The organism is Sphingomonas sp. TF3 (assembly GCF_003985085.1).
Lineage (GTDB): Bacteria > Pseudomonadota > Alphaproteobacteria > Sphingomonadales > Sphingomonadaceae > Sphingomonas.
Genome location: NZ_RWKS01000004.1, coordinates 17,587 through 42,705, shown reverse-complemented (window position 1 = coordinate 42,705; position 25,119 = coordinate 17,587). Strand labels below are relative to the sequence as shown.

The following is a 25,119-nucleotide window of genomic DNA, read 5'->3' as shown; positions in this document are numbered from 1 at the left end:
ATTAACTCGGCGAAAGTCCGGTCGCCTTTCCTGCAAAGTCGAGTATCGTCGGCAATGTCCCGGCCAACGTCGGGGCGAGAACCACCAATACTTTGCCGAGCGCGGGAAGCAGACCGGCGTCCAGCAGCGGGGCGGTCTTCCCGTCGCTCGGTATTTGCGGCGCGCCCGCTGCCCGTGCATCCAGAATCGTGGCCGCGGGTATCGCAAATAGCGCAATCACGATCGAGCCGCTGACTCCAGTGAAGACCGCCCAGGCATCGACCTGATGCCTCATTGTCTCCGCGACGGCTCGTGTCGCGGCGATGAGCGTCCAGCGCATCCAAGCAATCTGGAACAAGAGCGAAATGACCAGCAGTCCCGCCGCAGCGTTGACATAACTGCGCAAGCGGAGGCGCTGGTGGACGAGAAACGCATACGCTTCTGCTCCGGCGAGCGGCTTGATGGATTCCACCAGCGAGGAGATGCCACCGGTCACGACAATACCGGCAGCGACCATGAAGGCTATTCTATCGCACACCGCCAAAGCCTGGAACTTGAGAAGCAGCGTATCATCGGGGACGCCCTGCATCGACCCGAACAAGCCAAGAGCGCTTGCCAAAAGGTCACCTCCGGGCTGGGCGCTGGTTGGCACCAGGAGATAGCCGCCGGCTACCCAGAGCGTGCCCACCAGGATGCCACCGCCATACCAACGTAAAATCCAGCCGCGCACTTGCGGGCCGAACTCGTCGCGAAGATCCGCGACAAAACGCAGCACAATCAGGTACGACAGGCCAAAACCCGCCAACGCTGCCGCGATTACGAACAGGCGGCTCGTGGCATCGGTTTGCTTTGCTGCGGAGTCCAGTGCAGTTAAGATGGGAACCTTTCCTTGCCAAGCGAAGATCCATCCCAGCATGTCGCTAAGGAAGAATACGCCAATCGAAGGTAGAGCGAGCAGCGTTACTGCTAACGATATGCGGGTATCGTCGATTTGTTTCATAGTGTCGTCCCCCGGGATCAATATTACAGATTCCGCAAAAGGGAGCAATTATCTCAAAACGGCAGAATACTCTCGTAGGTAGCGAGTGGCAGTGCGCCGCGCACGAAGCCGCCATGGCGCAGCACGAAGGTATGGCGCACGATTTCGGCCTGCTGCTCGATCCCGTAGCGGTGCAGCGGTAGGCCGGGCCGGATGGCGTAATGGTAGCGGCAGAAGGGATGGCGGCGCAGCGGCAGGAAAATCCCCTGCTGGCTTTGCCAGATATGCGTCAATTCGTGGATCAGGAGCCCTTGGTCATCAAGGGTGCCGCACGAGAAGTCGGCGCGGTAGCGGGTGCCATCCGGATGAAAGTGGATCGTGCCGGTCGGTGCCATCACCGTTTCGCGCGGCTGGAAAAATGCCCATTTGCGTTGCTCGAGCCGTACCGGCGCATAATCGATTGCGTCGCCGAACACGCCGCGGGCAAGCGAGATCTCGCCTGTTGTCAGCGCACGCCCGGTCACTCGGTCGGGGCAGGGGCCCCTGCGGCGATGGTCGGTGCGTCGTATAGCACGCGCTGGTTGTTGGAGAAGGTGAAGGTCAGCGTAACCGCGCGGCCCGGCTTGATCCCGGGGTTCATGTCGAACAACATCACATGCTTGCCGCCGGGTTTGAACACGGTGGTAGAGGCTGCGGGGATCGCCAGGTCGCCGATCGGCTTCATCGTCGCCATGTTGCCGGACGTCATCGATTCGTGCAGTTCGCTCTTCACCGACACGTCGCTGCTGACCGAAAGGAGCGTGGTGTCGGCGGGGCCGCCATGGATGGTGAAATAGGCGGCAGCGGGACGGCTGGGGATTGCCGCAAGCCGCACATAGCCTTTGTCGACCGACAGCACCGGCGGCTGGCTGCACCCACCCACGGCCAGTGCTGCCGCCACCAGAATCTTTCGCATCTGCAACCACCTTCTCCCGCTTTGGGAACTTATCGCGTCACTCTACGTGCTGCGAAATCTTGCGACAAGCGAAAGCCCCCCTATATCGCCGGAGTGAAGTGTCGCGTTGCTTATCGTAAGGGCGCGGCGGAATGGCAATTTTTTGACAGACGGGGGCCCCAGAGGACCAATGGCAAAAGTAATCGGAATCGATCTCGGCACCACCAACAGCTGCGTCTCGGTGATGGAGGGCGGCAAGCCCAAGGTTATCGAAAACGCCGAAGGCGCGCGCACCACGCCGTCGATCGTCGCCTTCGCCAAGGATGGCGAGCGACTGGTCGGCCAGCCTGCGAAGCGCCAGGCGGTGACCAACCCTGAAAACACCATTTTCGCGGTGAAGCGCCTGATCGGTCGTCGCTTCGACGATCCCATCACCAAGAAGGACACCGAGCTGGTCCCGTACAAGATCGTGCGCGGCAACAATGGCGACGCATGGGTCGGTGCCGGCGGCAAGGAATACTCGCCCTCGCAGATCTCGGCCTTCACGCTCCAGAAGATGAAGGAAACCGCGGAAGCCTATCTCGGCGAGACGGTGACCCAGGCGGTCATCACCGTTCCTGCATACTTCAACGACGCGCAGCGCCAGGCAACCAAGGACGCCGGGCAGATTGCCGGGCTCGAAGTGCTCCGCATCATCAACGAGCCGACCGCAGCTGCGCTCGCTTACGGGCTCGACAAGGACACCAACAAGACCATCGCGGTCTATGACCTTGGCGGCGGCACCTTCGACATCTCGATCCTCGAGATTGGCGATGGCGTGTTCGAAGTGAAGGCCACCAATGGCGATACTTTCCTCGGCGGCGAAGATTTCGACAACAAGCTGCTGAACTTCCTGTCGGACGACTTCAAGAAGGCCGAAGGCATCGACCTCACCAAGGACAAATTGGCGCTCCAGCGTTTGAAGGAAGCGGCAGAAAAGGCGAAGATCGAGCTGTCGTCGGCTGCGACGACCGAAGTCAACCTGCCCTTCATTACCGCCGATGCGACCGGTCCGAAGCACCTCGTCAAGTCGGTGTCGCGCGCCGATCTGGAGCGTCTGGTCGATGACCTGATCCAGCGCACGCTCGAGCCGTGCCGCAAGGCGATGGCCGATGCCGGCGTCAAGGCGTCGGACATCAGCGAAGTGGTGCTGGTCGGCGGCATGACCCGCATGCCCAAGGTGCGCCAGGTCGTGAAGGACTTCTTCGGCAAGGAACCGCATTCGGGCGTCAACCCCGATGAAGTCGTGGCGATGGGCGCTGCCATTCAGGCAGGCGTGCTGCAGGGTGACGTCAAGGACGTGCTGCTGCTCGACGTGACGCCGCTGTCGCTCGGCATCGAGACACTGGGTGGCGTGTTCACCCGCATGATCGATCGCAACACCACGATCCCGACCAAGAAGTCGCAAACCTATTCGACCGCAGACGACAACCAGCAGGCTGTCACCATCCGCGTGTTCCAGGGCGAGCGCGAAATGGCGGCGGACAACAAGATGCTCGGCCAGTTCGATCTGGTCGGCATTCCGCCGGCGCCGCGCGGCGTGCCGCAGATCGAAGTCACCTTCGACATCGACGCCAACGGCTTGGTCAACGTGTCGGCCAAGGACAAGGGCACCGGCAAGGAGCAGCAGATCCGCATCCAGGCTTCGGGTGGCCTGTCGGAGCGCGACATCGAGCAGATGGTGCGCGACGCCGAGCAGTTCGCCGAGGACGACAAGAAGCGCCGCGACGCGGCCGAAGCGAAGAACAACGCCGAGAGCCTGGTTCACACCACCGAGCGTCAGCTCGCCGAAAATGGCGACAAGGTCGACGCCGCGCTGAAGGGCGAGATCGAGGCCGCGATTGCCGCGACCAAGACTGCCGTTGAAGGTGGCGATCCCGAAGCGATGAAGGAAAAGGCAGGCGCACTTGCGCAGGTCGCGATGAAGCTGGGCCAGGCGATCTACGAAAAGCAGGCCCAGGCCGAAGCGTCGCCGAGCGCTGACGCCGCCGAGGCTCCGAAGGAAGATGTGGTCGACGCGGAATTCTCCGAAGTCGACGATCACAAGGCGTAAAATACTATCTCCCTCTCCCCACATGTGGGGAGAGGGTCGGGGAGAGGGGCCGTGCTGCGATGCAGATCGCACTGCGGCTTCCTCATCATTCCCTCTCCCAAACCCTCTCCCGCTCGGGACAGGGCCTAGAGGCGCAAGATGAGCACTGAAGTCGATTTCTACGAATTGCTGGAATGCGAGCGCGACGCCGATGAAGGCACGCTCAAATCCTCCTATCGTCGCCTGGCAATGCGCTATCACCCCGACAAAAATCCGGGATGCGATGATTCCGAGGCGCGCTTCAAGGCGATCAGCGAAGCCTATGAATGCCTGAAGGACCCGCAGAAGCGCGCGGCCTATGATCGCTATGGCCATGCCGCGTTCAGGCAGGGCGGCGGTGGCGGCGGCGGCCCGCAGGATTTTAGCGCCTTTTCGGATATCTTCGAAAATATCTTCGGCGAATTCATGGGCGGGCAGCGTGGCGGTGCCAGCGGCCCGCGGCGTGGTGCCGATTTGCGCTACGACATGGAAATTACCCTCGAAGAGGCGTTCCACGGCAAATCCACCGACATCACGATCGATGTGACCGGCGTGTGCGACGTGTGCAACGGCACCGGCGCGACCAAGGGTACATCGGCGAAGTCGTGCACGACCTGCCATGGCCACGGCAAAGTCCGCGCGCAGCAAGGTTTCTTCGTGGTCGAGCGCACATGCCCGACCTGCCACGGCGCGGGCCAGACCATTTCCGATCCGTGTGGCAATTGCCGCGGCGAGGGCCGCGTCGAAAAGACCAAGACCCGCACGGTCAACATCCCGCCCGGCGTCGATGAGGGCACGCGCGTGCGCCTCACTGGCGAAGGGGAAGCGGGGATGCGGGGTGCCCCTCCGGGTGACCTCTATATCTTCCTGCACGTTGCGCGACATCCGCTGTTCCAGCGCGAGGGCACGACGTTGTTTGCGCGTGCGCCGATCAGTTTCACTACGGCGGCGCTGGGTGGGGAAATCACCATCCCGGGACCAGACGGTGTCCAGCACACGATCAAGATTCCAGCGGGAACCCAGTCGGGCCGCGAATTGCGGCAGCGTGGTGCCGGAATGCCGGTGCTGCAGGGACGTGGGCGCGGTGACCTGGTCATCCGCATCGAGGTGGAAACGCCGAGCAGCCTGACCTCGCGCCAGCGCGAATTGCTCGAGGAATTTCGTGCGACCGAAACCGGCAAGGAATGCCCGCAGACCAGCGGCTTCTTCAAGAAAATGAAGAGCGCCTGGGGTTAAGGGGCGGGGCGGGGCCGGCGCTATGACCTGTCACCCCGGGCTCGTCCCGGGGTCCACCGGAAATACCCACCGCACGCACAGGATTTGCGGCACGGTTGACCCCGGCACAGGGCCGGGGTGACGACGGATGTTTGGCGGACGCCTTCCGCTAAAGATTTGAAAAACTGCTCTCAACCCCACAGCCCTGGCCGCCCCGTCAAGAAGAAGGGGCGGGTGGGCCGATGGGTTAGAGGCTAAGAACCTCGACCACCAGCGCGACGCCTGCAACGGCGATGAGGCCGCTCGCGAGGCTTTGCAGAATGCGCATGGTAGGATCTCCGTGCCGGACCGTTCCGGCAGGGAGGCATTTGGAGATTGTTGCTTATGCGCGCAATATTATTACGCGCATTCGCGCATGCAGCATTTGCACGTTGAAGCGTGCAAAAATGTCGTTCAGTCGTTACCGAAGACGCGCGCAAAGATCGTGTCGACATGCTTCAGGTGATAGCCGAGGTCAAACTTGTCTTCGATCTCCGCAACCGACAGTGCCGCCGTCACTTCCGGGTCGGCCTTGAGCAATTCCATCAGCGATAGCGCGCCGTCCAAATCCCACACCTTCATCGCGTTGCGCTGCACCAGGCGATAGGCGTCCTCGCGGCTCACCCCCGCTTGCGTCAGCGCCAGCAGCACGCGCTGCGAATGGACCAGACCGCCCATCTTGTTGAGATTCTTGTCCATCCGCGCCGGATAGACGACGAGCTTGTCCATCACGCCCGTCAGCCGCGCGAGCGCGAAGTCGAGCGTGATGGTCGCGTCGGGGCCGATATACCGCTCGACCGAGGAGTGCGAGATATCGCGCTCATGCCACAGCGCCACATTCTCCAGCGCAGGCGTCACATACCCGCGCACCATCCGGGCAAGGCCAGTCAGGTTTTCGGTCAGCACCGGGTTGCGCTTGTGCGGCATCGCCGACGAGCCCTTCTGGCCCGGCGAGAAAAACTCCTCGGCCTCCAGCACTTCGGTGCGCTGCAAGTGGCGGATCTCGGTCGCGAGCCGCTCGATCGACGAGGCGATCACGCCCAGCGTCGCGAAGAACATCGCGTGGCGGTCGCGCGGGATGACCTGGGTCGAAACCGGCTCGACGGTGAGGCCGAGCTTCTCGGCGACGTGCGCTTCCACGAACGGATCGATATTGGCGAAGGTGCCGACCGCGCCCGAAATCGCGCAGGTGGCAATATCGGCCCGCGCCGCGACGAGCCGCGCGCGGTTGCGGGCAAACTCGGCATAGGCCTGGGCGAGCTTGAGCCCGAACGTGACCGGCTCGGCATGAATGCCGTGGCTGCGGCCGATCGTCGGGGTCAGCTTGTGTTGGATCGCGCGGCGCTTGAGCACCGCCAGCAGCGCGTCGAGATCGGCGATCAGCAAATCGCTCGCGCGCGCCAACTGCACCGCAAGGCACGTGTCGAGCACGTCCGACGATGTCATCCCCTGGTGCATGAAGCGCGCTTCGGGGCCGACATGCTCGGCGACATTGGTCAGGAAGGCGATCACGTCATGCTTGGTCTCGCGCTCGATCTCGTCGATGCGCTCCACCTCGAACGCGCCCTTGGCCCAGATCGCGGCGGCGGCTTCCTTGGGGACGACGCCCAGTTCGGCGAGCGCATCGGTCGCGTGTGCCTCGATCTCGAACCAGATCTGAAAACGCGCTTCGGGCGTCCAGATCGCGACCATGTCGGGGCGGGAATAGCGGGGGACCATCGGATTTCCTTGATGCGGCAGAGTCGGGCCATCGCGGAATCGCAACGGGTCCGCGATGACACGCGCGTTAGCAGGGACAAGCCGATCCTTCAAATCGGCAATAAAGGGACCGATCCGGAAGCACAGGGGTTCAGACAAGGAACGCTGGTTAGGACGCAAGGCGTCGCGTTCAACGAGATATGCAACAGTCAGATGGAGAGATCCGATGTTAAAATATGCTTTACTTGCAAGTGCAATGACTTTTGCTGTGCCTGCATTTGCGCAGGACACGCAATCCATGCCGAGCAGCCCGCAACCCGCACAGTCTGTGCCAACGACGACTGACCAAGCTCTTCCGGCTCAACCTGCGTCGGCCACACCACAGAGCGCTGTACCCGCCGATTCGGCAACTGCCCCGGCGGCTGATTCAGCTGTCGCCGCTCAGCCAGCGACAGGCACGCAAGTGGCGCAGGTCGTCAGTCAGGAATTTTCCAACTACGACAAGGACGGCGATGGCGTGCTGAATGCGAAGGAATTCGACGCCTGGATGATCGCGCTGAAAAGCGCGAGCGCCCCCTCGACCAAGGCAACCTCGCCAGCAACCAAGGCATGGCTGAACCAGGCGTTTGCGCAGGCCGATACCGACAAGAATAAGAAGGTCAGCAAATCCGAGCTGACCGGCTTCCTGTCGCAGCAAGGCTAAACCTCACCGTGTCACCACAGCGCCCGCTGCCCCGTCCGGGGCGGCGGGCGCTTGGCTTTCTATAACAACCCCATCGCGCGCAGGCTGGAATGCCCGCTCGCCCCGATGATGATGTGGTCGTGTACTGCGATGCCCAGGCGCTTGCCCGTTTCGGCGACCTTGCGGGTGACTTCGATGTCGGCTCGGCTGGGGGCGGGGTCGCCGCTCGGGTGGTTGTGCACCAGAATGATGGCAGCGGAGCCCAGATCGATCGCGCGCCGGATCACCTCGCGCACGTACAAGGCGGCTTCGTCGATCGAGCCCTCGCTGATCGCTTCGTCGCGAATCAGCATGTTGCGCGTGTTGAGATGGAGCACGCGGACCCGTTCGTTGGTGCGGTGCGCCATGTCGGCGTGGAGATAGTCGATCAAGGCTTGCCAGCTGGCCAGTACGGGTTGCGCGCTGGCTTGCACGCGTAACAGCCGCAGCGCGGTCGCCTGCACGATCTTGATCGCCGCGACCGAGGTTTCGCCCATGCCGGCGACGCGCAGCAATGCCTCGGGATCGGCGCTGAACAGCCCGCCGACCCCGCCGAATTCGGCAAGCAATGCTTTCGCCAGCGGCTTGGTGTCGCGCCGGGGAATCGCCAGCGCCAAAAGATATTCGACCAATTCGTGATCGAGCAACGCGTCCCCGCCTTGTTCGATCAAGCGCTGCCGCAGTCGCGCGCGGTGTCCGGCATGATCGGGGAGGGGCTCGCTCATTGGACCAAAGGAGTATCGCGGGCAGGGGCGATAGGCAAACGCGGCGGTCCGGATCGGCCACAACAGTTGACACCCCCCGGTCACCTTCCTAAACGGCGCGTGAACGGGGCTCTTTCCCCACGATCCCCGATGTTCACCGTCGCGGTGCCAAAGGCACGGCGGCGTTTTCTTATCAGGATAAGCGCCCCTTGGCCGACGTACACCAGAAGAACGACCTGGATGCCCGCATCGCTTCGGCGAAGGCGGCTGGCCAGGTGCGTGCTGGTGTCGCGCTGCCCCCGGCGAAAGGCTATTCGCAGGGCGCGCGCGTGCTGACGCTGCTGCTGGGTGCCTTGTTCGGTGGCGGGGTCATGGGCTGGGCGCTCGACCATTGGTTGGGAACCTCGCCCTGGGCGCTGCTGATCGTCTTGACGCTCGCGGTTATCGGGGCGTTCCTTAACATCATCAAGATTTCGAAGGAGCGCGCGGAGTGAGCGCCGGCAAAATCGATCCGATGGAACAGTTCAAGGTCGAGCCCGTCTTGGGCCGGCATCTGGACCTGTTTGGCTATGACGTATCCTTCACCAACTCGGCGCTGTTCATGGTGGTGGTGTTCGTGCTGCTCGCCGTGTTCATGGCTGGTGGCCTGAAGCGTCAGCTCGTTCCGGGCCGCTGGCAGGTTGCCGCAGAGGACGCCGTCAGCTTCATCGACAATATGGTGTCGGTAAACATCGGTTCGGGCGGCAAGAAGTTCGCGCCCTATATCTTCTCGCTGTTCTTCTTCATCCTGTTCGCCAACCTGGTCGGCGTGCTGCCGTTGGCGATCCTGCCGGGGCTGCACACCTTTGCAGTCACCAGCCACATCACGGTGACGGCGGTGCTGGCGTTCCTGTCCTTCGGTATCGTGCTGGCGGTCGGTTTCGCGACGCACGGCCTGAAGTTCTTCAGCCTGTTTGTGCCGCACGGGGCGCCCGCCTGGCTGATGCCGGTGATCATCCCGGTCGAATTCGTCTCGTTCATGGTGCGCCCGTTCTCGCTCGGTCTGCGACTGTTCGTCGCGATGACGGCGGGGCACATCCTGCTCGAAGTGTTCGGTAGCTTCGTCGTGCAGGGCCTCAACGCGGGCGGTGCGCTCGGGCCGGTCGTCAGCTTGCTCAGCTTCGTGATGATCGTCGGGGTCAGCGCGCTGGAGTTGCTGGTGTGTGCGATCCAGGCCTATGTGTTTGCCCTGCTGACGTCGCTGTACCTGCACGACGCGGTGCATCTGCACTAATCTTTTCCATAACCTGACCACGTAATTCTCAAGGAGCCTATCATGGATCATACTTCTGCAATGTACATCGGTGCCGGTCTCGCGGCGATCGGCGTTGGTCTGGCCGCGCTCGGCGTGGGCAACGTGTTCGGTTCGTTCCTGGAAGGCGCACTGCGCAACCCGGGTGCCGCAGACGGCCAGCAGGGTCGCCTGTTCATCGGCTTCGCGGCTTCGGAACTTCTGGGTCTGATCGCGTTCGTCGTCGCGATCCTCATCCTCTTCGTCGTCAAGTAAGCAAGAGCGAGCGCAACCAATGCCGCAGCTTTCCCAGATTGGCGAGATCTACGCCTCGCAGCTTTTCTGGCTCGCGATCGTATTCGCGCTGATCTATTTCGGGATCGGCAAGGCGATGGTCCCCAAGATCGAGGCGACGATCGAAGATCGTAACGGCCGGATTGCGGGGGACATCGCTGCGGCGGAGGCGGCGCGCGCTGCTGCGCTCACCTCCGAGCGAGATTATCAGGCGGGGCTCGAATCCGCGCGTGCCACGGCGGCCGTCGCTCTCGGCGAAGCCAAGGCGCGGGCGATTGCCGGCACCGAGGCTAAGCTGAAGACCAGCGACGCCGCGCTGGCCGCGCAACTCGATGCCGCCACCGGTCGCATCGGTGCCGCAAAGGTGCAGGCGCTCGCCGAAATCGAGACCAATACGGTCGAGGCGGTCGAACAGATCGTCGCCAAGCTTTCGGGCGTGGCGGTCGACCGCACGACCATCGAAACGCAGGTTAAGGCAGAGCTGGCACATGGCTGACGGTCAAGCAGTCAAGACGATGGAGCATACCGGAGCCACCGAGCTGCATCACGAAATGGCATTCCTCGGCATCACCCCGCCGATGTTCGTCGCGTTGTCGATGCTGGTCGTGATTGCGATCATGATCTGGCAGAAAGTGCCCAAGATGATTGCGGGCATGCTCGACAGCCGCATCGCGACGATCCGTGGTCAGTTGGAGGAAGCGTCCAAGTTGCGCGCGGAAGCCGAGGCACAGCTTGCCGAGGCCAAGGCGCGTAACGCCGCCAGCGCTGGCGATGCCGCCGCTATCGTCGCCCATGCCGAAGCCGAGGCGGCAGCTATGCTGGCCAAGGCTGAAGCCGATCTCACCGATTTGATCGCACGCCGTCAGACGATGGCCGAAGACAAGATTGCCGGTGCCGAACGCACCGCCATCGCCGAGGTCCGCGCGCGCGCAGCCGATGCTGCAACCCGCGCTGCCGCGACGATCATCGCCCAGCGTCACGGTGCCGAAGCGGACAAGACCCTGGTCGACCGGACCATCGCTGGGTTGGGCAAGCTCAACTGACCGTAATGCACCCGTTGTCGCGGGTGCATTTCGTTTCGCCACTTATCGGGGTAACGTTGGCATCGCGGTGATTCGCGCCGCTTACCTTTCGAAAGAGGCCCTCCCATGAAGTCTGTCGTTCTCGCTGCGGCCGTCGCTTTTATCGCAACGCCGCTCGCTGCCCAGACCGCGCCTGCGCCGGCCACCGCATCGGCTCCTGCCGTCGCTGCACCGGCTACGACCGCCACCGCAACCGGTGCCGCCAAATTCGATCTCGACACCCCGATCGAGACGATCGCCGCTAACACGGCCGGCAAGACGGTACTCGACACAGATCTGCAGAACATCACCGCGCACCCGATGTACGACTCGTTCAAGGGCATGTCGCTCAACCAAGTGCAGCCGTTGTCGCAGGGCGCGCTGACCGATGCCGCGCTGGCCAAGGTCAAGGCTGACCTCGCCGCGATCAAGTGAGCTTTGGCGGCGGCGGGTATCCCGTCGCCGCTGTTGCACAATTCAGATCACGCGACCCCGGTCGCGCAGGAGCGCTGGCACCTCGCTCCAGGCCGGGGCGGTGTCATCCTCATACCCAAACACAGTGCCCGTCCCGATGCTGCGCGACGCGCGCATCGCTCCGCGGTGGGCCCCTTGGCTGAGATAGGCGCGCATCGCCGCGCGATCGACCCATAGCGTAAGCGTGTGGTGTGTGCCGTCAATCGTGCGCGCCTCGACCGAGATATTGCCGGCCGCACGTTGCGCTTGCCGCATTGAGCGGATCGCATGCCACCAGAAGCGGGGCACCTGCAGCGCGCTTTTGGGCTTCAGCCCGGTAATCGAAATGTACATCGTGCCCTGCTTTCATCGACGGCGGCATTTGCCCAGCAAGGAAGGCGTGGCATCCCGGCGCACGAATGCCTAGATCAAACGATAATGTCCGATCCCAACGCCCCGACACGCTTCAACGAAGACAAGGCCACCTTCACCGTCCGCGGCAGCGACACGCCCGATCTCGATGCCGGGGTTGCCGCAATCCGCAACGTGCTGGCGACGCTCCCGGCACGGCCCGGCGTCTATCGGATGCTCGATGCGCGGGGGGACGTGCTGTACGTCGGCAAGGCGCGCGCGCTGAAGAACCGCGTCACCAATTACACGCAGGTGGAGCGGCTGTCGCGGCGCTTGCAGCGCATGGTCGCGCAGACGCGCGCAATGACGATCGTCACGACCAATAATGAGGCCGAAGCGCTGCTGCTCGAAGCGCAACTGATCAAACGCTACCGACCTGCCTATAACGTCCTGCTGCGCGACGATAAATCCTTTCCGTTCATCCTGTTACGCGCCGATCATGACTTTCCGCGGATCCAGAAACATCGCGGCGCGCGGCGCGCCAAGGGCAATTATTACGGCCCCTTCGCCAGCGCGGGCGCGGTCAACAACACCTTGAACGCGCTGCAAAAACTGTTCCTGCTGCGCAGTTGTACCGACGGTTTCTTCAAGAATCGCGACCGACCGTGCCTGCTCTACCAGATCAAGCGCTGCTCGGCCCCGTGCGTCGGGCGGATCGATGCGGCTGGCTATGGCGAACTGGTGGCCGACGCCAAGGCGTTTCTCGCCGGAAAGTCGACCGAGGTGCAGGCGAAGCTCGGCGCGCAGATGCAGGCGGCGGCCGAGGCGATGGACTTCGAACTCGCTGCGATCCTGCGCGATCGGCTGCGCGCGCTGACCTTCATTCAGGGCAGCCAGGCGATCAACGCCGAGGGGCTGGGCGATGCCGACATCTTTGCGATGGCCAACAAGAATGGCGTGATCGGCATCCAGGCCTTTTTCATTCGCGGCGGGCAGAATTGGGGGCATCGCAGCTTCTTCCCCGCGCACACCGCCGACGTGCCCGAGGACGAGATCCTGACCGGTTTCCTTGCGCAATTTTACGAAGAGGTTCCACCGCCGCGCACCGTATTGCTCGACCGCGAACTGGACGAGGCGGTGCTGCTGGGCGAGGCGCTGGGCGGGCAGGCGGGGTTCAAGGTCACGCTGTCGATGCCGCAGCGTGGCGCGCGCCGCAAATTGCTCGATCAGGCCAAACGCAATGCCGAGGAAGCGCTCGACCGGCGGCTGGCCGAGAGCACGACCCAGGCGAAGTTGCTGCGCGAAGTGGCCGAACTGTTCGACTTACCCGAGCCGCCCGACCGCATCGAGATTTACGACAACAGCCATATCCAGGGCACCAATGCGCTTGGCGCGATGGTCGTCGCCGGGCCCGAGGGCTTCCGCAAGGGCCAGTATCGCAAGTTCAACATCAAGAACCCGGATACCATTCCGGGGGACGATTTCGGCATGATGCGCGAAGTGTTCGCCCGCCGTTTCGCGCGCGCGCAGAATGAAGACCCCGATCGCGATGCGGGCGACTGGCCCGATCTGGTGTTGATCGATGGCGGACGCGGGCAGCTCAACGCGGTGAAGGGCGTGCTCGAGGAATTGGGGATCGAGGATGTGTGCCTGGTCGGCATCGCCAAGGGCCCGCATCACGGACGCGATGGGCGCGAGGTGTTCCACATGCTCGACGGCCGCGAGTTTCAGCTGCCGGTCAATGCGCCGGTGCTATTCTATCTCCAGCGGCTGCGCGACGAAGTCCACCGCTTCGCGATCGGTGCCCACCGTGCCAAACGGGCTAAGGCAATCGGCGCATCACCGCTCGATGACGTGCCCGGCATCGGCCCTGCACGGAAGAAGGCGCTGCTCATGCACTTCGGCACCGCGCGCGCGGTGCGCAATGCCAGCTTGGAGGATTTACAAAAGGCCCCCGGCGTCAGCGCGGCGGTCGCGCAGCAGCTCTACGACTTCTTCCACGCGCGCTGAGCGCGGCCTCACGGGGAGGGGGGCTCACGTAACGCGATCCGTTCAGCCCTCGGCTGGCGGCGCGAACGACAGTTCTTCGTCGGCCAGCGTCTCGGCGATGCTGCGTTTGGTGACGAGGCGGAAGATCCCATAGAGCAAAACAGCCGCCGGAAGGATATTGAGGTAATCGGGGGCACTCACGATGTGCAAAGCCGAAAACAAGACGAGTGCGGCACCCACGGTAAACGACCCAGCACGGTCCATCATCACTCTCCTCGATTTTTTATTCTTGACGACAAGCTGCAATGCGCCGTGACGGCCGTCAATCGGAAAGTTGACGGACAGCGCGCGCTGATGTCGGGCGGTGATGGACCTGTCGACTGCGATCCCTTGCGCAGCGTTGCGCACAACCGCAACATCGGTCGAGCGTCGCGCTTGGCTTGTCCGCTATTTCGGCTGGGCCACCCATAAGGACCAAGCAATGTCGAAGCGCCCAACCAATCCAGCACGCTATCATTCGCGGATGCAGCGGGTGCTGGCCTATATCGACCGTCATCTCGACGAAGATGTGGGATTGGAGACGTTGAGCGCCGTGGCGGCGTTCTCACCCTATCATTTCCATCGGCAGTTCAGTGCCATTTTCGGGTTGTCGCTGCATCGCTACGTGCAATTGGCGCGGATGAAACGGGCGTCTTGGCGGCTTGCCTATCGCAGCGCGGATTCGGTCACGGAGATTGCATTGGATGCTGGCTATGAGGCACCGGACAGCTTTGCCCGCGCCTTTCGCCAACGGATGGGGCAAGCGCCAACGGCATTTCGGGAGGAACCGGACTGGGCGGCATGGGCAGCGGCAATGGTGCCACTGGCCGAAGCACGGAGCCTGATGATGACGCAGAATTTCTCTATCGATACTGTGGTGGTGCGGGAGGAAGCCGACATTCCCGTGGCGTTCCTGACGCATAAGGGGGCACCGGAGCGGCTGGGAGAGACGATCCGACGCTTCATCGATTGGCGCAAGGCGAGCGGTGTGCGTGCGGCAACCCATGCCACCTACACCATTTTCCATAATGATCCCGATAGCGTAGCGCCCGAGGACTATCAGGTGGACCTGGCGGCCGCCACCGACCGGACGATCACCGCTGCGGATGGCGGTATGGAGGCCGGGCTTATTCCGGCCGGGCGGTGTGCGGTGTTGCGCATCGTTGGCGGGAGCGATGATCTGCGGCCCGCCGCTGCGTTTCTCTATGGGACCTGGCTACCGGCGAGCGGGGAAGAGCTGCGCGACTTTCCGCTTTATGCCCAGCGCGTAAGGTTCTTTCCCGACGTGCCCGAGCATGAAGCGATCACGGACCTGTTCCTGCCGCTGCAGTAAAGCGTCACGCCCACCCTTCCAGTACCTGGTCGGGTGGGCGGTGGCCGTCGGCCCACATGCGGATGTTGGCGATGACCTTTTCGCCCGTCGCCAGCCGCCCCTCGAAGGTGGCGGAGCCCATGTGCGGGGTCATCACGACATTGGGCAAGGCGAGCAGGCGCGGGTCGATTTGCGGCTCGTGCTGCCATACATCGAGCCCGGCCCCGGCCAGCCGTCCGCCTTCCAGCGCCACGATCAGCGCGCCTTCGTCGACGATCCCGCCGCGTGAGGTGTTGATGACATAGACATGCGGCCGCAACAGCGCGATCCGGCCAGCGTCGATCAGCCCTTCGCTATCGGGGTTGCGCGGGGTGTGGATGGTCAGAATGTCGATCGTCGACAGCATCTCGTCGAGATTGGGGTGCCACTGCGCCTGCAGTTCGGCTTCGACCACCTTGGGCAGGCGGAGGCGATTGTGATAATGGATCGTCAGCCCAAAGGCGCGCGCCCGCCTTGCGACCGCCTGGCCGATCCGCCCCATGCCGAGAATGCCGAGCGCCTTGCCGCCAATGCGGTGGCCGAGCATCCCGCCCGGCGTCCAGCCCTTCCATTCGCCGGACCGCACCAGCTTCTCGCCCTCGGCCAGGCGGCGCGGCACCGACAGGATCAACGCCATCGTCATGTCGGCGGTGTCCTCGGTCAGTACGCCGGGGGTGTTGGTGACGATGATGCCGCGCGCGCGGGCTGCCTTCAGGTCGATATGGTTCACGCCCGCGCCGAAATTTGCGATCAGCTTCAACGCGGGTCCCGCGCTTGCGATCAGCCCGGCATCGATTTCGTCGGTGACTGTGGGCACCAGCACATCGCATTCCGCCATGGCGGCGGCGAGTTCATCGCGGGTAAGGGCGGCGGGGCCGCGGTGGATAGTGGTGTGGAACAATTGCTCCATGCGGTCCATTACCGCATCGGGCAATTCGCGGGTCACCCAAACCTTCGGGTTGGGCACTCTCGGGTTCGCGGCACGTGTCATTTCGGGCATGGCCAAGGCTTGGCGGAGGTGTCTGGCGGCGTCAACGGGTGTTGAAGCGCGCCGTGCTTCCACTGTAAACGGCGACGGATTTTGTGGGGGATTGAGATGCGGTTGCGAGCCAGAGTTTTGCTGGCGGTGTTGGGGGGGGCGCTGGCGGTGCCGTCGGTGGCGGGGCTGGTGCAGAAGAAGCCGCCCTATTTCGCCTCGATCGGCGCGGGCAAGGCGCGGATGCGCACCGGCCCGGCACGCACCTATCCGTCGAGCTGGCTGTATCAGCGGGCCGATCTGCCGGTGAAGGTGCTCGACATTTATGGTCGTGGGCAATGGTATAAGGTCGAAGATCCGGACGGCACGCAAGGCTGGATGATGGGCACGTTGATCCGGGAGACGCGGACGGCGCTGGTGATGGGCACCGTCGCCGAGCTGCGCGATTCGCCGCGCGATGCCGGACGGGTGCTGTGGCGCGCGGCTCCGGGTGTGGTCGGACGGATCAGCAAATGCGCGCAGGGCTGGTGCTATTTTGATGTGCGCGGTCGCGGCGGTTTCGTCGAGGCGGTGCATTTGTGGGGCGTGGAGCCGGGCGAGACGCTGAATTGAGCGGCAGCGCGGCAGGCTGGCGGATCATCCGGGATGATCTTACGCATCCCGATGTCGTCGCGCTGGTCCAACTGCATTTGCGCGCGGCGCACGAAAATTCGCCGCCGGGCAGCGTCTTCGCGCTCGACCTCAGCGGGTTGCGCGATCCTCGGGTGACGCTGTGGACGGCATGGGAGAAAGAGACCCTGCTCGGCATGGCGGCGCTGAAGGAGCTCGATGCGACGCACGGCGAAGTGAAGTCGATGCGCACTGCGCCGGAGCAGGTGCGGCGAGGCGTCGCGGCCCACCTACTGGACCATGTGATCGAGGTCGCGCGACAGCGCGGTTATGGGCGATTGAGCCTGGAGACGGGCTCCAACGCTCCGTTTGCAGCGGCACGTGCGCTCTATGCACGCGCTGGCTTTACACCGTGCGGGCCGTTCAACGGGTATAGCGACGTCGCCTTCTCCACCTATTTCACCCGAGCGCTGTGAGCATGGAGTCCGGCGACCGGCGCGGGCGTCGAGGCCCGGCCACCGTGCCCGAATCCGCCACCTTCCCATGACCGACTGGCTTTGGCTTTTGGCATTGGCAGCCTTGGGCGCAATCGTCGGAAGCTTTCTGGCCACGATCGTTGTGCGCTGGCCGGAGGGGCGATCGGTCGCGCGTGGACGGTCGCGGTGCGATGCGTGCGGGGTCACGCTGGCCCCGCGCGATCTGATCCCGTTGCTGAGTGCGGCGCTGTCGCGAGGGCGGTGTCGCGCGTGTAGTGCCGCTATCGACCCGCGACACTGGCAGATCGAGCTGGGCTGTGTGGCGATCGGGCTGTTGGCGGGGCTCGCCGTGCCGGGGCCGACGGGGCTGGCCGGGGCGGTGTTTGGCTGGTTGCTGCTAACGCTGGCGGCACTCGACATTGCTGAATTCTGGTTGCCCGATGCGCTGACCGCGACGCTGGCAGGGGCGGGGCTTGCGACCGGCATGTTGGGGGTTGAGCCGACGCTTACCGAACGCGTGATCGGTGGCGTCGGCGGATTTGCCGCCTTGTGGATGGTCGGGGCGGGTTACAAGGCGCTGCGCCACCGCGACGGGCTGGGTGGCGGCGACCCCAAGCTGCTCGGCGCGATCGGGCTGTGGCTTGGCTGGCGGATGTTGCCGGTGGTGGTGTTGCTCGCGGCGCTGACCGGGCTGACGGTGGTGTTGTTCGGGATGATGCGCGGGCGCGCCGCATCGCTTGGCGATCGGTTGCCGTTCGGCGCGCTGCTGGCGATCGCGGCTTACCCGGCGTGGCTGTTCCTGTTAGGTTTGGCCCCATGAAAGCGCTTCTCCTGTTTGCGCCGCTGCTGGTTGCCGCCGCCCCGCAAAGCGCGCCTGCGCCGACGCCGCTGCCGTCCTCAGTCGATGGGCTGCCGCTTGGAGCCATTCCGCGGCAGGATTTGCCTGCCAAGGGCTGCGCCGCCTATCTATGGACGGCGAGCGGCACGCGTGCGCTGGTGGCGATGGCACAGGCCGATCCGGCGCGCCTGCGTCTGTCGATCGGCGGGACGATCACCGATCTCGATCGCAATGGCGAGACCGGGGCGGGCGGCTTCGGCTTTGGCGAGAGCAATGACTATGGTGCCGCCGGGATATCTGCGAAGCTGACGATGAAGATCGAGACGCGCGAATCGATCAGCGGTGGCGCGGTGGTGACCGAAGGCTTGTTGCAGCTCGATCGCGCCGGGCAGGATACGGTAGTGGTTCCGGTCGGAGGTTTGATCGGCTGCGCGACGTGATACGATAACACTCCAAAAGGGGATGAGGATGACGATGCAGGATGTGCTGGCGCGACAACGCGCGGCGTTCATGGCCGAACTCCCGGTTGGTCTGGCGGTCCGCAAGGATCGCCTCGCGCGCGCAGCGGCGATGATCGCCGACAATGCCGATGCCTTTTGCGATGCGCTGAGCGAGGATTTCGGGCATCGCAGCCGCGAGCAATCGATGCTGACCGATATCGCGGCATCGATCGCGCCGATCAAGCACGCCATCAAATCGCTCGATCGCTGGACGCGGCGCGACAATCGCGCGGTGCAATTTCCGCTGGGGCTGCTCGGCGCGCGCGCCTGGGTCGAATATCAGCCCAAGGGCGTGGTCGGGGTGATCGCCCCGTGGAATTTCCCGGTCAATCTGGTGATGGGCCCGATCGCGGGCATCTTCGCGGCCGGCAACCGCGCGATGGTCAAGACCAGCGAATTCACCGCGCGCACGGCGGCCTTGTTCGAAGAAGTCAGCCCCAAATATTTCGCGATCGAGGAACTGGCGTTCTTCAGCGGCGGGCCGGAGGTGGGCAAGGCTTTTTCCGAATTGCCCTTCGACCACCTGATCTTCACCGGCGCGACCGGGATCGGGCGGCATATCCTCCACGCTGCTGCCGACAATCTGACGCCGGTGACGCTGGAACTCGGCGGCAAGTCGCCGGTCATCATCGGCAAGGATGCCGACATCGCGCGCGCGACCGAGCGCGTGGCGATCGGCAAGATGCTCAACGCCGGGCAGATCTGCCTCGCGCCCGATTACATGCTGGTGCCCGAGGCGCAGGAGCAGGCGGTGGTCGACGGGCTGAAAGCGGCGGTGTCGAGCATGTACCCGACTTTGCTCGCCAACCCCGATTACACCGCCATCATCAACGACCGCCACCACCAGCGCCTGCAGGACTGGGTCGCAGACGCGCGTGCCAAGGGCGCGACGGTGGAGACGGTCAACCCGGCCAATGAGGATTTCGCCGGGTCCAACGCGCGCAAGATGCCGCTCCACATCGTCCGCAACGCAACCGACGACATGATCGTGATGCAGGAGGAACTGTTCGGCCCGATCCTGCCGGTGCGGCGCTATACTGGCATCGACAGCGCGATCGCCGAGGTCAATCGCCGCGATCGCCCGCTCGGCCTCTATTATTTCGGGCCAGATGAGAGCGAGCGCCGCACGGTCCTCGACCGTACCATTTCCGGCGGTGTGACGCTCGACGACGTGGTCTTCCATGTCTCGATGGAAGAGCTACCCTTTGGCGGCATTGGGCCATCGGGTATGGGTTCGTATCACGGCTTTGACGGGTTCAAGACGTTCAGTCACGGCAAAGCGGTGTTCAAGCAAGCCAAGCTCGACGTCGCGAAACTCGCCGGGCTCAAGCCGCCCTACGGCAAGGCGACGATGGCCAGCGTCAAGCGGCAGATGAAGTGACAGAGACCGTGTCCACCCGGTAGTGGATCGGTTTGAAGCTTCCGCCATTGCTCGCAGGGGCCGAGCAGGCGGTGAGGCCGACGACCAGGTCCATCGCCGCGCGGAACACGATATGGTCGCCCGCCTGGCTGATCGGCGGCAGCACTTCGAGCTTCCCTGTGGCACCGTCGACCGGCACGTTCATGAAGCAATTGAACGCCACCGGGATGCGATCGGGCGTGATGCCATAGGGTGCCAGAGCTTCGGCAAGATTGCCGAAGCAACCGCGATGCGTTGGCAGGTCAGGGTAGAAATGGGCGAAGGTGTCGTGCGAACACGGCGTCAGCAGGAAGTCATGCCGCCCGACCGTATCCGCGACGATCTCCAACATCGGTTGCGAGCGATTGGAATAGAGCATGTGCCCGGTGGTCAGATAGATCGTCTCGGCATAATCGAGGGTCCGTCCCGACGAGATCACCTCGTCGAGGTCGCTAGCGTTAAAGGCGAGCAGATCGGCCACCTGACGCCCGCGCGGATCGATCACCGTCAGAGTGTCACCTTTGGCAAGACGGAAAGCGGTGCCGCTGCGCTCGGGGATTTCGATCGTGGCGCTCATTCGGGCGATCCCGAATAATGGAATGGACACTTCCAGCCATCCTCCACCGCGCGCCCGCTATATTGCCGCGCCTCGCTGCTATCGCCGTGCCGCGCGAGCATCGGGTTGCGTGATCCGGCCAAGGCTTCGTCCCGAACCAGGATCTTCTCGCGCATGCCTTCATAGCGGCCTTGCGCCCGCAGCGTCTCGAACTGGTCGTGCAGGTTGAACACCATGGTCGGCCGCGGAAAGCGGCGCGCCGGGCGGCTGGCGCGCGGGTGCAGCCCGACGATGAAGAACGCTTCGCCGCCAAAGCTCAGCGAGAAATGCGCGCTTTCCGGATCGGCGCTTACCGCGCGATCATAGCCCTGGCCGCGCCAGACGTCCTTATCCGACAAGGATTGCGCACGCTCCCACAGTGCCGCTTCGAACGCTTCCTCGGATAGAGTGTCGGGTCCGTCGAAGATCACCGCGAAGCTGCGAAACAGGCTTGGCTGCTCGCGATAGGCCTTGGCAAAATGCAGCAACCCATCATGGATGCGCAAATCGTCCCATGCACTGTCGATCCTGTCGCACGCCAGCACCGACAGAGTGCCCTTGGCGAGCGCCGCTTTTGCGCCGACACAGGGAAAATCCGCCGCTGCGACATGCGCGTCGAGCAGGGCCTGAAAATCACCCTGCGCGCGGTGCTGCCAGGGAAATAGGGGGGTGATGGGCGTTGGCATGTTCGTCAAGACGAGCAAACCTTCCGCTAAGTTCCCGAAAATGCTACTGATCGGGATCAAGCCATCAGGGAAGTATCGCCTTGGGAAAGCCGCCCCACGCCGCATCATAATCGGCATCGAGCGCGCTGGTCTCGAGCGCAAAGTCGGTCGGTCGGAACACCCAGCGACTTTCGACCATGAACGCCATCGTGTCGCTGAGCTTCTGGGGAATGAGATGGGCTGCGCTCGCGCCTTGCCAACTCGCAACATCCGGCCCGTGCCCACTCATCTGATTGTGCAGCGACAGTGCCCCCGGAACGAAGCCGCCGACCTTGGCATCATACGCGCCGCGCAGCAGCCCCATGCACTCGCTCATCGTGTTGCGATGGAACCAGGGCGGGCGGAAGGTGTCCTCCGCCACCAGCCAGCGCGGCGGGAAGATCACGAAATCGACATTGGCCGTGCCGGGCATGTCGCTGGGCGAGGTCAGCACGGTGAAGATCGAGGGGTCGGGGTGATCGAAGCTGATGCTGCCGATCGTGTTGAAGTGCGCCAGATCATATTTCCACGGCGCGTAATTGCCGTGCCATGCCACCACGTCGAGCGGCGATCGGCCGAGATTGGTCTCCCACAGCGTGCCCAGAAACTTCTGCACGAGCTGATAGTCGCCCTCGACATCCTCATACCAGGCGACCGGCGTTTCGAAATCGCGCGGATTGGCTAGGCCGTTGGCACCGATCGGCCCGAGATCGGGCAAGCGGAACGGTGCCCCGTAATTCTCGGCGACATAGCCGCGCGCGGAGCCATCGGGCAGGGTAACGCGGAAGCGCACGCCGCGCGGGATCAGCGCGATCTCGCCCGGCTTGACGTCGATCCGCCCCAATTCGGTCAGCAGCGTTAGCGCGCCCTGTTCGGGCAGGATCAGCACTTCGCCATCGGCCGAAATGAAGGCCCGGTTCACCATGTCCTTGGTGCAGCGATAGAGGTGCATCGCGACGCCGGTCTGCGCGCGCGCGCCATCGCCCGCGACCATCATGGTGGTGAGCGAATCGAGCCAGTCGGCATCCACGCCGTCGAGTGGCCCCCAGCGCAAGCGATTGGGCGCTAGCGGGGCGTCCGATGGGGCTGCGGTGAACAACGGCGCGCCGCCATAGCGCGTGAACGCCGGATGCGCGGCGGACGGCCGCAAGCGATAGAGCCACGACCGGCGATTTTCGTGGCGCGGCGCGGTGAAGGCGGTGCCGCTCAACTGCTCGGCATAGAGGCCGAACGCCGGGCGTTGCGGCGAATTGCGGCCACGGGGGAGGGCCCCGGGCACGGCCTCGGTGGCGAAATGGTTGCCGAAGCCGGTCATGTAGTGGGTCATCATCTCCCTTTCTCCCTCGCCCCGGCGGGGAGAGGGTAGCGCAGCTTGGCAGCTTGCTGCCTAGCGAAGCTGGGGAGAGGGGCGGCAAAGTGTGCGGCCTCGCGCGATCGACCCCTCTCCCAACCTCCGCTAGGCCCCGCTGAAGAAGCGGGACCAAGCTGCGGTATCCCTCTCCCCTGTCCAGGGGCTAGGGAGAAGGTTTTACGCCTCGACCTTGCCCGGCACCACGCCGCGGCGGATCTGGTCGAGTTCGATGCTCTCGAACAGCGCCTTGAAATTGCCCTCGCCAAAGCCGTCATTGCCCTTGCGCTGGATGATCTCGAAGAAGATCGGCCCGACCATATTCTCGGTGAAAATCTGCAGCAGCAGGCCGCCGCCCGTCTCGGGCGCGCCGTCGATCAGGATGTCGCGCTTGCGCATTTCGGCGACGTCATGGCCGTGTCCGGGCAAGCGCTTGTCGATCAGGTCGAAATAGGTTTGCGGCGTCGTCTGGAAGCGGATGCCATTGGCGCGCAGCGCATCGACCGTGGCGAAGATGTCGTCGGTTGACAGTGCAAGGTGCTGGATGCCTTCGCCCTTATAATCCTTGATGAACTCCTCGATCTGCGAATGCTCGTCCTGGCTCTCGTTCAAGGGAATGCGGATCTTGTCGTCGGGCGCGGTCATCGCCTTGGAGAACAGGCCGGTCGACTGCCCCTCAATGTCGAAATAGCGGATCTGGCGGAAGTTGAAGATGCGCTCGTAATAATCCGCCCAATAGGCCATCCGCCCACGTTGCAGATTGTGCGTCAGATGGTCGAGCGTGTGTAGCCCGACGCTATGGTCGTCCACGCTGGCGCCGGTTGGCGCGAAATCGGTGTCGTAGATCGTCTCGCCGCCATGCTTGTCGACCAGATAGAGATTGGCCCCGCCAATCCCCTCGATCGCCGGAATGTCGAGTTCGCCGGGGCCATGCGCGCCCGACACCGGGGTCGCGCCGCGGTCCACCGCCAGTTGGAGTGCGGCCTGCGCATCGGTGACGCGGAACGCCATCGCATTGGCGGAAGGCCCGTGGGCGTTGCGGAAGCCAGCGACCTGGCCTGCCTCGTCCATGTTGAGCAGGAAGTTGATGTCGCCTTGCGCATAGCGCCGGACATTCTTCGATTTGTGCGTGCCGACATGGGTGAAGCCCATCTTCACGAACAGATCGGCCAGCGCCTCCGGATCGGGCGAGGTGAATTCGACGAATTCAAAGCCGTTAAGGCCCATCGGGTTTTCGGGCTTGGTCGCAGTGATCGTCATCGGCTTTGCTCCGGGGAAACTGGTAACAAATGAAACTATACCGATGATCGGAAGCCAGGTCCAGCGGGGGATGACGGGGCCGCGTCGGCCCGATACACAAAGCCGGTGATCCGTTACGACGCCCGCCAACGCAGCTTTGCCGTCTGCCTGTCCGCCCTGGCGGGCTTTGTCGATGCGATCGGCTTCATCGCGACTGGCGGCTTTTTCGTGTCGTTCATGAGCGGCAATTCGACCCGGCTTGCGGTCGGTGTCGCGCAGCATCACGCGGCGGCGCTGCTTGCACTGCAATTGATCGCCACCTTTGTCGGCGGTGTGGTCATCGGATCGATGATCGGTCGCATGGCGGGGCGCTATCGTCACGCGCTGATCCTGGCGTGGATGGCGGTGCTGCTCGCGCTGGCGGGGACGGCGGGGGAATGGGGCGCGGTCTGGGCTGCGGCGAGCCTGATGGCGCTGGCGATGGGCGCGGAAAACACCGTGTTCGAGGAGGATGGCGAGGTGCGGCTCGGTTTGACGTATATGACCGGGACGCTGGTCAAATTGGGGCAAAGGCTGGCGCTGGCGTTACAGGGCGGTCCCCGCTGGGCATGGCTTCCGCATTTCTATCTGTGGATCGGATTGGTCGGGGGTGCCATCACGGGCGCGGCGACCTTCCCGCTGCTCGGCTTTGGCGGATTGTGGATCGCATCGGCGGTTCTGGTCGCGCTTGCGGTGTTTACGATTTTTCGCGGTGAAGTGCTGTTCGGCGTGGCGACCGCCAAGGACCCGGCATGATGGGCCTGAAGCTCGATCACTTCCTGCCCTATCGCTTGTCGATCGCGTCGAACCGCGTGTCGGCGGCGATCGCCAGCACTTACCAGGCACTGTTCGGACTGAAGATTCCCGAGTGGCGGCTGATCGCGATCATCGCCGAGCATGACGGGATCACGCAGCAGGCGCTGGGGGTGGCGACGCGCATGGACAAGGTGACGGTGAGCCGTGCTGCGACCGCGCTGGTCGAGCGCGGACTGGTTGCGCGGCGGCCCAATCCGGGCGACCAGCGCTCGCATCTGCTGATGCTGACCAGCACCGGGCGGGCGCTGTACGAGGATGTCGCGCCCAAGGCGCTCGAGTTGGAAGCGCAAGTCTTTGAAGGCTTTTCTGCGAAAGAAATCGCCAGTTTTCGCGAGATGCTTGACCGGATCGAGGCGTCGGCGGCTCCCTTCGATGCGGATCGCGGTTGAACGA

30 protein-coding genes are annotated in these 25,119 nt (G+C 63.8%); 18 read left to right on the top strand and 12 right to left on the bottom strand.

Annotated features, from left to right (window positions below; genetic code table 11):
- Position 1 precedes the first annotated feature (1 nt).
- From EJC47_RS04265 to EJC47_RS04255, 3 genes are read right to left on the bottom strand one after another with little or no spacing between them, the layout of a single operon-like run.
- Positions 2-979 carry a hypothetical protein gene (locus tag EJC47_RS04265; protein WP_126845632.1) on the bottom strand — a complete coding sequence of 326 codons (978 nt, stop codon included), beginning with the start codon at positions 977-979 and terminating at the stop codon, positions 2-4.
- A gap of 53 nt (positions 980-1,032) precedes the next feature.
- A complete protein-coding gene (locus EJC47_RS04260; RefSeq protein WP_126845631.1) occupies positions 1,033-1,482 on the bottom strand; it encodes a vgr related protein in 450 nt (149 codons plus the stop codon).
- Positions 1,479-1,913, bottom strand: coding sequence for a copper chaperone PCu(A)C (locus EJC47_RS04255; protein ID WP_185867555.1), 435 nt, complete (start codon positions 1,911-1,913; stop codon positions 1,479-1,481). Before EJC47_RS04255 ends, EJC47_RS04260 begins: the two co-directional genes overlap by 4 nt.
- Positions 1,914-2,082: 169 nt before the next feature.
- Between EJC47_RS04255 and dnaK the strand changes: the two genes are divergently transcribed.
- Together dnaK and dnaJ are read left to right on the top strand one after the other, a co-directional pair.
- Positions 2,083-3,984 (top strand): molecular chaperone DnaK, encoded by a 1,902-nt coding sequence (gene dnaK / locus EJC47_RS04250; protein ID WP_033964200.1) that lies wholly within the window; start codon positions 2,083-2,085, stop codon positions 3,982-3,984.
- Positions 3,985-4,122: 138 nt separating this feature from the next.
- Positions 4,123-5,238, top strand: coding sequence for a molecular chaperone DnaJ (gene dnaJ / locus EJC47_RS04245; protein WP_126845630.1), 1,116 nt, complete (start codon positions 4,123-4,125; stop codon positions 5,236-5,238).
- A gap of 432 nt (positions 5,239-5,670) precedes the next feature.
- Here the strand turns inward: dnaJ and purB are convergent, their stop codons facing one another.
- The gene (gene purB / locus EJC47_RS04240) at positions 5,671-6,975 is read right to left on the bottom strand and encodes an adenylosuccinate lyase (RefSeq protein ID WP_126845629.1); all 1,305 of its coding nucleotides are present in this window, start codon (positions 6,973-6,975) and stop codon (positions 5,671-5,673) included.
- 205 nt (positions 6,976-7,180) lie between these two features.
- Between purB and EJC47_RS04235 the strand changes: the two genes are divergently transcribed.
- Positions 7,181-7,657, top strand: coding sequence for an EF-hand domain-containing protein (locus EJC47_RS04235; protein WP_126845628.1), 477 nt, complete (start codon positions 7,181-7,183; stop codon positions 7,655-7,657).
- A 59-nt stretch (positions 7,658-7,716) separates the two neighbouring features.
- On the opposite strand, the gene radC is transcribed toward EJC47_RS04235, so the two are convergent.
- Positions 7,717-8,400, bottom strand: coding sequence for a RadC family protein (gene radC, locus EJC47_RS04230; RefSeq protein ID WP_126845627.1), 684 nt, complete (start codon positions 8,398-8,400; stop codon positions 7,717-7,719).
- Between the two features lie 188 nt (positions 8,401-8,588).
- On the opposite strand from radC, the gene EJC47_RS04225 reads away from it, so the two are divergent.
- From EJC47_RS04225 to EJC47_RS04200, 6 genes are all read left to right on the top strand, one after another.
- Positions 8,589-8,873 (top strand): AtpZ/AtpI family protein, encoded by a 285-nt coding sequence (locus EJC47_RS04225; protein ID WP_126845626.1) that lies wholly within the window; start codon positions 8,589-8,591, stop codon positions 8,871-8,873.
- Between the two features lie 20 nt (positions 8,874-8,893).
- The gene (locus EJC47_RS04220) at positions 8,894-9,652 is read left to right on the top strand and encodes a F0F1 ATP synthase subunit A (protein WP_033964231.1); all 759 of its coding nucleotides are present in this window, start codon (positions 8,894-8,896) and stop codon (positions 9,650-9,652) included.
- Positions 9,653-9,694: 42 nt separating this feature from the next.
- A complete protein-coding gene (locus EJC47_RS04215) occupies positions 9,695-9,925 on the top strand; it encodes a F0F1 ATP synthase subunit C (protein WP_029622390.1) in 231 nt (76 codons plus the stop codon).
- Positions 9,926-9,944: 19 nt separating this feature from the next.
- A complete protein-coding gene (locus EJC47_RS04210) occupies positions 9,945-10,439 on the top strand; it encodes a F0F1 ATP synthase subunit B family protein (RefSeq protein WP_126845625.1) in 495 nt (164 codons plus the stop codon).
- On the top strand, positions 10,432-10,986 hold the full coding sequence (locus EJC47_RS04205) for a F0F1 ATP synthase subunit B family protein (protein WP_033964193.1): 555 nt from the start codon (positions 10,432-10,434) through the stop codon (positions 10,984-10,986). Before EJC47_RS04210 ends, EJC47_RS04205 begins: the two co-directional genes overlap by 8 nt.
- A 105-nt stretch (positions 10,987-11,091) precedes the next feature.
- Complete coding sequence (locus EJC47_RS04200) at positions 11,092-11,439, top strand: hypothetical protein (protein ID WP_033964192.1); 348 nt, start codon at positions 11,092-11,094, stop codon at positions 11,437-11,439.
- 42 nt (positions 11,440-11,481) lie between these two features.
- Here the strand turns inward: EJC47_RS04200 and EJC47_RS04195 are convergent, their stop codons facing one another.
- Positions 11,482-11,811, bottom strand: a complete 330-nt coding sequence (locus EJC47_RS04195; protein ID WP_033964191.1) for a hypothetical protein — start codon at positions 11,809-11,811, stop codon at positions 11,482-11,484.
- Positions 11,812-11,895: 84 nt separating this feature from the next.
- Between EJC47_RS04195 and uvrC the strand changes: the two genes are divergently transcribed.
- A complete protein-coding gene (uvrC, locus tag EJC47_RS04190) occupies positions 11,896-13,818 on the top strand; it encodes an excinuclease ABC subunit UvrC (RefSeq protein ID WP_126845624.1) in 1,923 nt (640 codons plus the stop codon).
- Between the two features lie 42 nt (positions 13,819-13,860).
- Here the strand turns inward: uvrC and EJC47_RS21320 are convergent, their stop codons facing one another.
- Complete coding sequence (locus EJC47_RS21320; RefSeq protein ID WP_156142973.1) at positions 13,861-14,205, bottom strand: hypothetical protein; 345 nt, start codon at positions 14,203-14,205, stop codon at positions 13,861-13,863.
- Positions 14,206-14,278: 73 nt separating this feature from the next.
- Here EJC47_RS21320 and EJC47_RS04180 point away from each other — a divergent pair, with 73 nt between their 5' ends.
- A complete protein-coding gene (locus tag EJC47_RS04180) occupies positions 14,279-15,169 on the top strand; it encodes an AraC family transcriptional regulator (protein WP_126845623.1) in 891 nt (296 codons plus the stop codon).
- Positions 15,170-15,173: 4 nt separating this feature from the next.
- Here the strand turns inward: EJC47_RS04180 and EJC47_RS04175 are convergent, their stop codons facing one another.
- Positions 15,174-16,178: a 2-hydroxyacid dehydrogenase gene (locus EJC47_RS04175; protein ID WP_409574473.1), complete on the bottom strand. Its 1,005-nt coding sequence runs from the start codon at positions 16,176-16,178 to the stop codon at positions 15,174-15,176.
- Between the two features lie 105 nt (positions 16,179-16,283).
- Here EJC47_RS04175 and EJC47_RS04170 point away from each other — a divergent pair, with 105 nt between their 5' ends.
- The 5 genes from EJC47_RS04170 (at position 16,284) to EJC47_RS04150 (ending at position 19,967) form a co-directional block, all read left to right on the top strand.
- A complete protein-coding gene (locus tag EJC47_RS04170; RefSeq protein WP_033964189.1) occupies positions 16,284-16,775 on the top strand; it encodes an SH3 domain-containing protein in 492 nt (163 codons plus the stop codon).
- Positions 16,772-17,248 carry a GNAT family N-acetyltransferase gene (locus EJC47_RS04165; protein WP_052192240.1) on the top strand — a complete coding sequence of 159 codons (477 nt, stop codon included), beginning with the start codon at positions 16,772-16,774 and terminating at the stop codon, positions 17,246-17,248. The genes EJC47_RS04170 and EJC47_RS04165 overlap by 4 nt, the downstream gene beginning before the upstream one ends.
- 67 nt (positions 17,249-17,315) lie before the next feature.
- On the top strand, positions 17,316-18,068 hold the full coding sequence (locus EJC47_RS04160; protein WP_126845621.1) for a prepilin peptidase: 753 nt from the start codon (positions 17,316-17,318) through the stop codon (positions 18,066-18,068).
- Positions 18,065-18,526 (top strand): hypothetical protein, encoded by a 462-nt coding sequence (locus EJC47_RS04155; RefSeq protein ID WP_126845620.1) that lies wholly within the window; start codon positions 18,065-18,067, stop codon positions 18,524-18,526. The genes EJC47_RS04160 and EJC47_RS04155 overlap by 4 nt, the downstream gene beginning before the upstream one ends.
- A gap of 22 nt (positions 18,527-18,548) precedes the next feature.
- On the top strand, positions 18,549-19,967 hold the full coding sequence (locus EJC47_RS04150; protein WP_409574471.1) for a coniferyl aldehyde dehydrogenase: 1,419 nt from the start codon (positions 18,549-18,551) through the stop codon (positions 19,965-19,967).
- Here the strand turns inward: EJC47_RS04150 and EJC47_RS04145 are convergent.
- From EJC47_RS04145 to hppD, 4 genes are all read right to left on the bottom strand, one after another.
- The gene (locus tag EJC47_RS04145) at positions 19,948-20,562 is read right to left on the bottom strand and encodes a DUF1989 domain-containing protein (protein WP_126845618.1); all 615 of its coding nucleotides are present in this window, start codon (positions 20,560-20,562) and stop codon (positions 19,948-19,950) included. The two genes, EJC47_RS04150 and EJC47_RS04145, sit on opposite strands and share 20 nt — an antisense overlap.
- Positions 20,559-21,266 carry a guanitoxin biosynthesis heme-dependent pre-guanitoxin N-hydroxylase GntA gene (gntA, locus tag EJC47_RS04140; RefSeq protein ID WP_126845776.1) on the bottom strand — a complete coding sequence of 236 codons (708 nt, stop codon included), beginning with the start codon at positions 21,264-21,266 and terminating at the stop codon, positions 20,559-20,561. The genes EJC47_RS04145 and gntA overlap by 4 nt, the downstream gene beginning before the upstream one ends.
- Positions 21,267-21,330: 64 nt before the next feature.
- The gene (gene hmgA, locus EJC47_RS04135) at positions 21,331-22,611 is read right to left on the bottom strand and encodes a homogentisate 1,2-dioxygenase (RefSeq protein ID WP_126845774.1); all 1,281 of its coding nucleotides are present in this window, start codon (positions 22,609-22,611) and stop codon (positions 21,331-21,333) included.
- 201 nt (positions 22,612-22,812) lie between these two features.
- Positions 22,813-23,892, bottom strand: a complete 1,080-nt coding sequence (gene hppD / locus EJC47_RS04130; protein ID WP_126845617.1) for a 4-hydroxyphenylpyruvate dioxygenase — start codon at positions 23,890-23,892, stop codon at positions 22,813-22,815.
- Between the two features lie 105 nt (positions 23,893-23,997).
- Between hppD and EJC47_RS04125 the strand changes: the two genes are divergently transcribed.
- Entirely contained in the window at positions 23,998-24,666 is a 669-nt protein-coding gene (locus EJC47_RS04125) for a YoaK family protein (RefSeq protein WP_126845616.1), read from the top strand.
- Positions 24,663-25,115: a MarR family winged helix-turn-helix transcriptional regulator gene (locus tag EJC47_RS04120; protein WP_126845615.1), complete on the top strand. Its 453-nt coding sequence runs from the start codon at positions 24,663-24,665 to the stop codon at positions 25,113-25,115. Before EJC47_RS04125 ends, EJC47_RS04120 begins: the two co-directional genes overlap by 4 nt.
- The last annotated feature ends 4 nt before the right edge of the window (positions 25,116-25,119 follow it).